Raw genomic sequence first — 10,274 nt, 5'->3', positions numbered from 1 at the left:
TTTTTGTACCCATACCCGCTAAGGCAATATAAAGGTAATGGTGCGGAACCATTTAAAAAAACAGTTTATGACCCGAAGGTTTATTCAGACCAAAAAATATTAGATTTAGGGCAACAGGCAGCTGCTAATGGATATAGGGATGCTATAGTAAAAGGATTACAATCTTATAACGCTAAAGCAGGTGGAGTTACCTTTAGAGTTTATTTAGATCCCAAAACTAAAGGTGTTAGCAATTTTCATCCTCAATAGGAATAATTTATATGAATGAGTCTTTTGATGAATTAAATCATTTATTGTTTGGATTACCTTATAATTATGAGGATAAAAACAATTATGACCATCAAGATTGGGTCATCAAAACTTATTTTGACCGGATGTATAATGATCACCGTTTCTTAGATGTTGTAGACCACATAGTTCAAAAGATAGGCTATAGTACTGATGGTGCATATTGTCATTTTGCTTGTGAATATGATGGATTTTTAGATGATATGATTTTTAAAGAGGGTGTTTTTTTTGCAATAGGTTATCCTCCTGAAAAAGATGATGAAATAGTCGTCAGTGAAGAAACTTGCTTCCACTATGTCAGATTAGCTTGTGATAAATATTTAAAAGTTCATCCTGAAGACTTAGCTAGCGTAAGTAATTTATTATCAAAAATGCAAATGTTATAAAATAGGATTCTATTGTATTAATAGACAATTGAATAAAAACAGGCGGCTATAATTTTAGCCGCCTGTTTTTATCGATACATTTTAGGTAATATTTCTTTTAGAGCTACTTACCCAATAAGTGTAAAAAGTGAATATGTTTTTCGTACTGATCAAGAATATCGTGAATGATCTGCTCTTTTGCCCAGCCCATCACATCGTAGTCTTGCCCACCTTCTTTTAAGTGAATTTCAGCGCGGTAGTAGCGTTGTTCTTCACTCTTTTCATCATCACTTTCTGTGCCCATACCCGCTAAAGCAAATGACGGTTGAATATAGTAACGGAGGCGAACTTCGTATAAAAAGTTCATATCTTCGCCTAAGTCCACTTCAAAACCAATCCTATCGTCTCGATCCGTATGGATATGACACACCGTCCCTTGTTTAGCCAGTTCTTCAGAAACCATCTCCATGGAAGGTTTCACGGATTCTTCCATAAAGCGTTTAACATGCGCACGTTTAGGGAAATATACGATGTTACGTAAGCGTCGCTGCCATGGAATAGGGTTACGACTGGCGGTTGGGGCGATGGTCGCCAATTGCTGACTATCGCGTTTGTAAGCATCGACGCGTAAGGCTTTAAATAAGCCATAAATAGAGGCCAATAACACCATGGCAAACGGTAGCGCACTGGCTATTGTCAGTGTTTGCAAGGCTTGCAAGCCACCGGCTAACAACATGGTGATCGCAACGACACCCATTAAGCCAGCCCAGAAAATACGTTGCCAAATTGGGGTATTGGAATCACCGCCAGAAGCTAGGGTATCAACCACCATAGCGCCTGAATCTGCTGAAGTAACAAAGAATACAATTACCATCAACATAGCAAAAAAGGAGAGCACAGAAGAAAATGGGAAGTAATTAAGAAACTCAAATAAAGCGAGAGACACATCAGCTTGTACCGTATCTGCTAATAGTGTTGCGCCTTTATTTTTGATTAAATCTATCGCCGTGTTACCAAAGAACGTCATCCACATCAATGTGAACCCTGCAGGGACGAATAATACGCCCATGACAAATTCACGGATGGTGCGTCCGCGGGAGATACGTGCAATAAACATCCCGACAAATGGTGACCATGATAACCACCAACCCCAATACAGTAAGGTCCAACCCCCTAACCAGCCACTGGACTTAGGTTCATACGCATATAAATTAAAGGTTTTAGTGACGATCTCTGATAGATAACCCCCCGTATTTTCAACGAAAGATTTCAGCAGAAGCACTGTTGGCCCTAAAGCAACAATAAGTACCAGTAATAAGAAAGCAAGGCCAAGGTTGAGTTCAGATAAAATACGGATACCTTTATCAAGGCCTGAAACCACAGAAAGTGTCGCTAAACCCGTAAAGGTGATAATTAAGATCACCTGTACAGTTTCATTCACAGGCCAACCAAACAAATGGTTTAAACCTGCGTTTACTTGTAGCACACCGAACCCGAGAGAAGTGGCAACACCAAATACCGTACCTACCACAGCAAAGACATCAACCGCATGACCAATAGGGCCATAAATTCGCTCACCAATAATTGGGTAAAGGGCGGAGCGTAAGGTGAGAGGGAGGCCATGACGATAGCTAAAAAACGCTAAAATTAATGCAACAATGGCGTAAATCGCCCAAGCATGTAACCCCCAGTGGAAGAACGTTAAGCGCATAGCCTCTTTAGCGGCTTCAACCGTTTGTGCTTCACCGACCGGTGGGTTGAGGTAGTGCATGACAGGCTCAGCAACCCCAAAGAACATTAAGCCGATCCCCATACCCGCGGAGAACAACATCGCAAACCATGACAGATAGCTAAAATTTGGTAGGGCATGGTCTGGTCCCAATTTTATTTGCCCGTAACGGGAGAGTCCCAGATAAGTCACACTCAAAAGAATAATAGCGACAGCAAGAATGTAGAACCAGCTTGCGTTATTAAATAAATTTTGTTGAAGATGACTTAGATGAGATTCTGCGACTTCTGGCATCAAAGCGGCAAAGCCAACGATAACCAAAATAATAATGGCAGAGCTATAAAACACAGGGGGACTAATTTTAGAGCGAACTTTTTTAGAATCAGTAGCAATTTGACTCATAACAACCTTCTTTTGTTTTATTTTATTTTTGGCATACCGAAATTGACAAAGTATGCAACGCGCTGTCCTTCTTAATGAAACAATGGATAATTGCGAAAAGGTTTCCTAAGGAAACGAGGTAGAAAGAACAATAATATGGTGTTGTAGGCAGGTTAAACTGCCAAAAATAGCGATGATATTCGAGCCTTTACCACCTTCATAAGTTAAAAAATAGGCGGTTATACTGCCATGATACTGGAGAATGATCAACAATATCGGAAAATAACATTAACTGGAGGGGAAAAATATCATGTTAATTATCATTAAATTAATAATTAATAATGCAATATTTACATGTTTTACCAATAAGTTAATGCAAATAAGCGAAAGTAAGCATTAGATAAGTAAAAACCATAGGTAAATTGGAATGAAAATATGATTAGCGTAATTGGCTATCCTTACTGCCACGTCGATTATAACCACTAAATGCAGATTGTTTTTTATCTAATTCATTTTGGCAGTTAATACAGAATTTAACGCCGGGTAATGCTAAACGGCGGGCTTCAGGAATGGCTTCACCACACTCCTCACAAAACTCGGCGCTTTCACCGGAGTGTAATTGCCGTCGCGCTTTCGTTACCGCATCATCAAGAGTGGCATCAATTTGTTCTTGAACGGCATCTTCATTTGCCCAACCATTTGCCATTATCCACCTCTATTTGATTAAATATTGACCTTATAGCAATATAAGGGCGAGAAAATTTAATTCAAGGGCAATTATTGCTCTAAAGATAATGTCATGTAAATGTGGTCTATTCCGTCTTCATCATACATTTCGCCTTCAGTTTGATACCCAAGGGTATGGTAAAAGTCAATGGCCGTATGTTGTGCTGAAAGAGCAATCTTAGGGTAATGGTGGGAGCGACCATATTGTTCTACAAATTTCATTAGTTCACGTCCAAGCCCTTTGCCGCGGTGTGGCTTTTGTACTGCGACACGGCCAACTTTGATGAGATTACCTTCAAGTAGTATACAGCGTAATACAGCGGCTGGTTGCTCATTTAAATACAAAACCACATGTAATGCAGATTCATCATATTCATCGACATCGATATCAGCGGGGAACCCCTGCTCTTGAGTAAAAACTTGTTGGCGCAGGCTGAAAGCATCGGTAAGAAGTTCTGGGTTTGTGTACCCAATACTGTGTTTAATTTGCATTAGTGTTCCTAGTAGCTAACGAATAAGAAGCGTAATTATATCGTGGAATGACGAATTAGTTAGGAGGGTTTTGGTGCTTTTATGAGGGGCAAATAAGAATGTAGGCATTTAAAGCCTACATTCTTGAAGAAGGTTGAAAAAGTAGTTATTTTTTATCGTTTTCTGCATCATTTTCTGTTTTGAGCGATTCCGTTTTTTCTTTCATATCGGTTGCCACTTCATCGGCTTTATTAATCGCATCTGTTTTGACTTCTTGGCTCAGCTCTGACGCGTTTTGTTTCAACTCTTCAGCTTTATTTTTTGCATCTTCTGTCAGTTCATTGGCTTTTTTTTCACCATCTTCTTTTAACTGCTGTGCTTTTTCTTCTGCTTGTTTAACAGTATCACTCGGTTTGGGAGAGTCATCACAACCAGCGATAACAGTAACAAGACCCGCGAAAAGAAGTGAAGTGATGAGTTTTATATTCATAAACATATCCTTAGCACGATGTAGGTAAAAATGTTATTGAAGCTTGATATTGGCTTGAGTGCCAATGTGTATATTTAACTATAGTTGAAATTAAGTGGATTATAAAATAAATAGCTAATTGACTGAAATATTAAAGTATTTTGTTGTGTTGGATTCGAGTTGAAGACTATTTTTGGGGAAATAATCGTTTGTTCCATGCTATAGCGCTATAAAAGGTAGATAATCAAGCTAAACTGATCGAAACTTAATATTTAAATAAATAATGAAAACAAATGTATGTTTTAGATAACAAAGGAATAGCAATATGGCGTACTATTATTCGTTGATTATTTTAAAGTTTATTATCGGTTTTGCCATTGTTATCACTCATATGAATCTATCGGGAAAAACGCAGCTTTCCCAAATGACTCCTATTGATTTCATTGGTAATTTCGTCTTAGGGGGCATTATTGGCGGGGTGATTTACAGTGATACTATCCCATTGTACCAGTATGTGACTATTTTAATTATTGGTGTTTTGTTTATTAGCTTTTTAAACTTTTTAACGAAAAGATTTAATTTTTTTCGTAATGTGGCGATTGGTAATCCCATACCCATCATTAAAAAAGGCCAATTTATAATGGAAAACATTTTAGAGAAAGCCAATAAGATAGACCTCATCAATATTTCATCTCGAATTCATGCACAAGGAATTCACTCTTTTCAAGAAATTTATTATGCGCAAATAGAGCCCGATGGGCAGTTAACTATTATTTGCGATGAAAAAAACATGCCATCTGTGATCCTGATAAAAGAAGGGGTTATTAGAAGCTATGGTTTGGAATCCATCGAAAGAGATGAAAGCTGGTTAATGCAGCAAATTGAATTACAAGGAATTGAATCAATAAGTGATATTTTCTTGGCTGAATTTTGGCGCGGTGAAGTCACGTTTATTTTGCGAGATGGTAAAATAAACCGCAAAAATGCACAGCACCTGAAAGTTATTGCTTAAATGAATAGGTCGGTGAAATACAAAAAATATTTCACCGACAGAGGCTTAATTATTTTTTCAAATCATCATAGAGCATTAATGAGGATTTATTATCTGGGTCACCAATATAACGAGGTTGAGGCTTAAATGACTCATTAAATAGGCTTTTTTCAGGTTCAAATCCAGTATAGTTTAAACCTGCTAAATCAGACCATGCATAGATAAAGTCCATATTACTGAACGGTCGAGTTGTTTTATCATTCAAATCAAATTGATGTGTCGATAACCACTCAGGTGATTGCCAAACTAGGAAAGGCACATTATAAATGACTTTACTCGGCTTACCTTCACTACGCCCTAACATTTCATGAGGCGGGGTATCATAAACATCTTCACCGTGATCCGAGAAAAATACCAGAAAACCATTTTCTTTTGAAGAATCAAAGTCTTTGATTAATGACGAAACCACATAGTCATTATAATGTTGTGCATTATCATAAGCATTGTAATCTTTTACTTCGTCATTATTTAAATTAGCAGGAACTACGCTGTCCTTGTCTTTGAAAATAGCTTTATCTTCAGGATAGCGGAATTCATAGCGCATATGAGTCCCTAACAGATGAACAACGATAAATTTCTTTTCAGCAGGGTCTGCAAGTGCTTCTTTGAATGGAGAAAAAACCACGTCATCATAGATACGTGAGCTTTGAGCCATATCATTATTCAAATAATATTGCTTGTCTGTCTGGCGAGAGAACGCAGTTAATAAGGTATTACGCTCAGTCATTGTTTGCTGGTTGGTGATCCAAAACGTTTTAAAGCCCGCTTGCTTCATCATATTCATGATAGAAGGGCGCGAATTGAACAGTTCAGGTTCAGTTTGTGTCGCGAACGTCAGAATTTGCTGTAGTGCTTCAATGGTATAAGGCCGGGATGTCACCACATCATTGAATACTGATAAATTAGCAGGATAATCTTTAGCTAGCTCATCTAATTCAGGTGTGGTTGGGCGCGAATAGCCATATAGGCTCATTCTATCGCGGCTGGTGGACTCACCAATCACTAATACAAATGTACGAGGTGTATCACCGTTAGCATCAATGAAGTTTTCTAATGGTGGAATTTTACTGTTGTCACGGATTAACTCTTCCATGTTTGCCAGCTGGTTTTTATATAAGAAGTAACCACTGACAAACTGCCACGGCGCTGCATAGGCGAGTTTACTATTGACATAAGATGCAATACTCGACATCGGGCGGTCTTGTTTTATGCCTTTATTATAGTAAGGGACACCAAACAAAATCACTAAAATTAACAATGAGATACCGACTCGCCCTGTCTTTGGTAATGTGACTGGTTTTAGGCGTGTCCACAGGAATATCGCGACGACAGTATAGGCGAGTATGACGCCTAAGACTTTGAAGCTAAAATATTGCTTAAGGAATTCACCAGCTTCATTGGTATTGGTTTCAAACATGACGAACATGACACTTTGTGATATTTGATGACCATAAACCACAAAATAGGCGAGTGCGACAACAGAGGATAGCCAAAGAACAATACCTATCACCCCAGCAACTAATTTGATTCTTTTTGGGAACAATAAAGCGGGAATTAGCCAAAGGGAGCTATAAAGTAGTGAGTCTCTAAGGCCAATGGAATTACTTTGCCCTGTTACGAGCACATACAGCTGTAATAACGATGAAAAATACCAAAAGTAGATTAGTAACCAGAACAGAGAGGTCCAGCTAAACTTTTCCGAGTGTGTAGTGTTACTCATAGGTTTTTAAACTCTTGTTTTCTATTATTGTTAAGTCGAATTGAAAAATAATTGAGAAATCGATTTTTAGATATGAAGATGTAATTTAAGTTCCCCATACTCGTCATCTTTCAAGAGGCAGGGGTGTTAACTGCACTCCGCTCGCCAAGTCACATAGTTTACCTATGCTCCTTGTCTATCGTCGCTTGTTGCCTACCTGCCTCTCGAAATATTTAGAGTATGAATCGGCATTTTTCAAGATGCAGGGGGTTAACTGCACTCCTGAACCAAATCACAGCTCGAAACTGTTTCTGTGATATTGCATTATAGACAATGTTTTATACGTTGTTACTAAAACAGTAAAATATTGAACTATTGTTTAATAATATTTCATTCAGTTGATATTATCTTTTAACCTATTTATGGTGTATAAAAATTTGACCAACATTATCAATAAAGGGTGAGAGCAACTTATGTTAGACAACTCATTTGTGGCTTTTTTGAAATCATCCTTATCAATCAGGGTGCTGCTTTCATTATTAATTATTATTGATGGCACCATGATTTTAAAGCCTGTGTTAAGTGCTTATACTGACTATATTGATTGGCGTGAGTCTGGGCTGACACAGTGGTTGAAATCACTCGGTTTTATGAAGCTGCTGGATATTCCCCGTTTTTTATTGGGAATTTCGCTTATCTTCCTGTCGCTATTTATGGTTAATGGAGCCCGTATCGCCTGGGTATTCTCATTATTTTTGCTTGGAATTATTTCATTTGTTGATTTGAGGTTAGCGCAAGAAAATATCCACCAAGGTTATTTCTCACTCTTTTTATTAATTGCATTGTGTGTGTTTTGGAAGCTATATCATCATCATAGCTTGACCAGTGCAGGGTTTGTGGCGATCACGTGTATTATCGCATTGTTGCTTTACTCCATTTTTGGCACTTTATATATTGGTAATGAATTTTCGCCGGTGGTTAAAGATGGTACTACAGCTTTTTATTTCGCTTTAGTATGCATGACGACGGTCGGGTTTGGTGACATTGTACCGGTTACAGTGGATGCGCGTGTATTCACGGTGACAGTGATTATTTTAGGGATCACAATTTTTACCACTTCAGTGGTTTATATTGTTGGGGTGTTAGCAAAAGGCACGAAAGAAATTGTGCGTAAGAGGTTTGCTTATATGAAAAATCATTATGTGGTGATTGGTAGCACACCGATGGCCGTCAATGTCTATCAAGGGCTGAAAAAACGAGAGCTACCTGTAGCTGTGATTTGCCAAGAAAACCATCGTAGCCATTACCCAGAAAAAGATAACATTGTAACGGGCGACCCCACCAGTTCGGAATTGCTAGCAGCAGCAAACGTAAAACATGCGAAGTGCGTATTGGTGATGACGGATAGCGATTCGCTCAGCACTTTTGCCCTATTGGGCGTGAAAGAACAAGCGGGTGTTGAGGGAACGGTGAAAACCGTGGTGTTAATTAACCAAGAAAGTAATATGGATAAAGTTCGCTTACTTAAACCTGATATGTTGTTTTCATTATCGACCTTAGGTTCAGAGGTTTTGATGCAAGTGCTTTGCGGTGAAGCAATATCGAGTGACTCTATTAGTGATATGCTGTTGAACAAAGTTGCAAAAAGCTAACCTCAAAATAAAAACAACAGGAATTGTGCTTCATGCTAAGTGCTCAACAAGTGAGTTGCCATCGGCAAAATAGGGTGTTATTCCATCAACTTGATTTTATTGTACAGCCCAGTGAAATCTTACAAGTTGAAGGGCCTAATGGAGCGGGAAAAACAACCCTGCTACGTATGATGGCTGGGTTATTAAAACCCGATGAAGGTGCGGTCTGTTGGAATAATCAATCGATTGATAAGCTAAAAGAAGAATTCACTCGTCATTTACTTTATTTAGGCCACAAACCTGCAGTGAAATCATTACTGACACCTTATGAAAACCTCAAGTTTTATTATCAAATGCACCATAAAGGGCATGAAGGCGAGCGTATTTGGTCTGCTTTAGAGGAAGTTTCATTAATCGGTTATGAAGATATTCCTGTTAGTCAACTTTCTGCAGGGCAACAACGGCGAGTTAATTTAGCTAGGCTATGGCTAAGCGAAGCCCCTCTGTGGATACTTGATGAGCCTTTCACCGCAATTGATGTGGCGGGGGTCGCTCGTTTAACAGAACGTTTTCATCAGCATGCAGAGCAGGGGGGGATTATCTTGTTTACCTCTCACCAAGCGATGTCAGGGCAATTTGGTTCACTAAAACTGACGGGTGGGGTTGAATCATGTTTTGGTTATTAATTAAACGGGAACTTAAAATTGCTTTCCGAGGTTTTTCTGAGCTCGTTAACCCGTTGTGGTTTTTCTTAATTGTTATCACATTATTTCCGCTTAGTATTGGTCCCGAGCCTCAGTTATTAGCGCGTATTGCCGTTGGGGTATTTTGGGTCGCGGCTATTTTGTCTTCACTATTATCACTAGAGCGTTTATTTAAGGATGACTACCTTGATGGCTCTCTTGAACAACTATTACTCGCGCCACATCCTTTATTTATAACCGTATTTGCTAAAGTGATTGCCCACTGGCTAGTGACTGGGTTGCCATTAATCTTGTTATCTCCGGTTGCGGCATTAATGTTGTCTTTTAGCGCGGACACGCTATTGGTGTTGGCGGGTACCTTACTGCTGGGGACACCGGTATTAAGTTTTATTGGTGCGATTGGTGCGGCATTAACAGTTTCCTTAAAAAAGGGCGGGGTTTTAGTTAGTCTGCTCGTTTTACCGCTTTATATTCCAGTGCTTATTTATGCAACAGGTACGATGGAGGCACATAGTTTTAAAATGCCTCTCGATGGCTATTTTGCCATTCTTGCCGCGTTATTTGCTGCGAGTATTACCTTTTCTCCTCTCGCTATCGCCGCTGCATTGAAACTGAATATAAGTAATAGTTAGATATTTTTCCTTTCACAGAATATAAGGGCAAAGTAAAACTGCCCTTGAGGTTGTTGACAAAGCGGGATAAAGCGTAGTTTTTCCCGCTTTGTGTTATCAGCCGAAAATCAATAAATTGTTTTTCTCCG

General features: G+C 38.9%; 11 protein-coding genes. 6 read left to right on the top strand and 5 right to left on the bottom strand.

All coding sequences use genetic code 11. From position 1 onward, the window contains the following. Together PSF09_RS14165 and cdiI are read left to right on the top strand one after the other, a co-directional pair. A partial coding sequence (locus tag PSF09_RS14165; RefSeq protein ID WP_272684047.1) for a CdiA family toxin C-terminal domain-containing protein occupies positions 1 to 249 on the top strand: 249 nt, incomplete at its 5' end. Between the two features lie 11 nt (positions 250 to 260). Then, complete coding sequence (cdiI, locus tag PSF09_RS14160) at positions 261 to 674, top strand: ribonuclease toxin immunity protein CdiI (RefSeq protein ID WP_272684046.1); 414 nt, start codon at positions 261 to 263, stop codon at positions 672 to 674. A 103-nt stretch (positions 675 to 777) separates the two neighbouring features. Here the strand turns inward: cdiI and PSF09_RS14155 are convergent, their stop codons facing one another. The 4 genes from PSF09_RS14155 to PSF09_RS14140 all read right to left on the bottom strand — a co-directional run bounded on the left by PSF09_RS14155 (position 778) and on the right by PSF09_RS14140 (position 4,450). Further along, complete coding sequence (locus tag PSF09_RS14155; protein ID WP_272665529.1) at positions 778 to 2,784, bottom strand: BCCT family transporter; 2,007 nt, start codon at positions 2,782 to 2,784, stop codon at positions 778 to 780. 418 nt (positions 2,785 to 3,202) lie between these two features. Then, complete coding sequence (locus tag PSF09_RS14150; protein WP_272665528.1) at positions 3,203 to 3,469, bottom strand: DksA/TraR family C4-type zinc finger protein; 267 nt, start codon at positions 3,467 to 3,469, stop codon at positions 3,203 to 3,205. Positions 3,470 to 3,540: 71 nt separating this feature from the next. After that, complete coding sequence (locus tag PSF09_RS14145; RefSeq protein ID WP_272665527.1) at positions 3,541 to 3,981, bottom strand: GNAT family N-acetyltransferase; 441 nt, start codon at positions 3,979 to 3,981, stop codon at positions 3,541 to 3,543. Between the two features lie 145 nt (positions 3,982 to 4,126). Continuing rightward, complete coding sequence (locus PSF09_RS14140) at positions 4,127 to 4,450, bottom strand: hypothetical protein (RefSeq protein ID WP_272665526.1); 324 nt, start codon at positions 4,448 to 4,450, stop codon at positions 4,127 to 4,129. A 304-nt stretch (positions 4,451 to 4,754) separates the two neighbouring features. Between PSF09_RS14140 and PSF09_RS14135 the strand changes: the two genes are divergently transcribed. After that, entirely contained in the window at positions 4,755 to 5,441 is a 687-nt protein-coding gene (locus PSF09_RS14135; RefSeq protein ID WP_210850402.1) for a DUF421 domain-containing protein, read from the top strand. A gap of 49 nt (positions 5,442 to 5,490) precedes the next feature. Here the strand turns inward: PSF09_RS14135 and cptA are convergent, their stop codons facing one another. Continuing rightward, positions 5,491 to 7,200: a phosphoethanolamine transferase CptA gene (gene cptA / locus PSF09_RS14130; protein ID WP_272665525.1), complete on the bottom strand. Its 1,710-nt coding sequence runs from the start codon at positions 7,198 to 7,200 to the stop codon at positions 5,491 to 5,493. A gap of 452 nt (positions 7,201 to 7,652) precedes the next feature. On the opposite strand from cptA, the gene PSF09_RS14125 reads away from it, so the two are divergent. The 3 genes from PSF09_RS14125 to ccmB are packed head-to-tail and all read left to right on the top strand — an operon-like array spanning position 7,653 to position 10,146. Beyond that, positions 7,653 to 8,831, top strand: coding sequence for an ion channel (locus tag PSF09_RS14125; RefSeq protein WP_210836916.1), 1,179 nt, complete (start codon positions 7,653 to 7,655; stop codon positions 8,829 to 8,831). A gap of 32 nt (positions 8,832 to 8,863) precedes the next feature. Next, the gene (gene ccmA, locus PSF09_RS14120; RefSeq protein WP_004914240.1) at positions 8,864 to 9,496 is read left to right on the top strand and encodes a cytochrome c biogenesis heme-transporting ATPase CcmA; all 633 of its coding nucleotides are present in this window, start codon (positions 8,864 to 8,866) and stop codon (positions 9,494 to 9,496) included. Beyond that, complete coding sequence (ccmB, locus tag PSF09_RS14115; RefSeq protein WP_004914238.1) at positions 9,481 to 10,146, top strand: heme exporter protein CcmB; 666 nt, start codon at positions 9,481 to 9,483, stop codon at positions 10,144 to 10,146. The genes ccmA and ccmB overlap by 16 nt, the downstream gene beginning before the upstream one ends. The last annotated feature ends 128 nt before the right edge of the window (positions 10,147 to 10,274 follow it).

Origin of the sequence: Providencia sp. PROV141, assembly GCF_028481645.1 — a bacterium.
GTDB classification, from domain to species: domain Bacteria; phylum Pseudomonadota; class Gammaproteobacteria; order Enterobacterales; family Enterobacteriaceae; genus Providencia; species Providencia rettgeri.
The sequence above is the reverse complement of the archived record's forward strand: the minus strand, read 5'-3'. Positions and strand labels throughout refer to the sequence as shown.

Bases quoted from the DNA above. Each gene is read 5' to 3' on its own strand.
- PSF09_RS14145 (WP_272665527.1), bottom strand. From the start codon at position 3,981: ATGCAAATTAAACACAGTATTGGGTACACAAACCCAGAACTTCTTACC.
- cdiI (WP_272684046.1), top strand. From the start codon at position 261: ATGAATGAGTCTTTTGATGAATTAAATCATTTATTGTTTGGATTACCT.
- PSF09_RS14155 (WP_272665529.1), bottom strand. From the start codon at position 2,784: ATGAGTCAAATTGCTACTGATTCTAAAAAAGTTCGCTCTAAAATTAGT.
- ccmA (WP_004914240.1), top strand. From the start codon at position 8,864: ATGCTAAGTGCTCAACAAGTGAGTTGCCATCGGCAAAATAGGGTGTTA.
- PSF09_RS14125 (WP_210836916.1), top strand. From the start codon at position 7,653: ATGTTAGACAACTCATTTGTGGCTTTTTTGAAATCATCCTTATCAATC.
- PSF09_RS14135 (WP_210850402.1), top strand. From the start codon at position 4,755: ATGGCGTACTATTATTCGTTGATTATTTTAAAGTTTATTATCGGTTTT.
- PSF09_RS14150 (WP_272665528.1), bottom strand. From the start codon at position 3,469: ATGGCAAATGGTTGGGCAAATGAAGATGCCGTTCAAGAACAAATTGAT.
- ccmB (WP_004914238.1), top strand. From the start codon at position 9,481: ATGTTTTGGTTATTAATTAAACGGGAACTTAAAATTGCTTTCCGAGGT.
- cptA (WP_272665525.1), bottom strand. From the start codon at position 7,200: ATGAGTAACACTACACACTCGGAAAAGTTTAGCTGGACCTCTCTGTTC.
- PSF09_RS14140 (WP_272665526.1), bottom strand. From the start codon at position 4,450: ATGAATATAAAACTCATCACTTCACTTCTTTTCGCGGGTCTTGTTACT.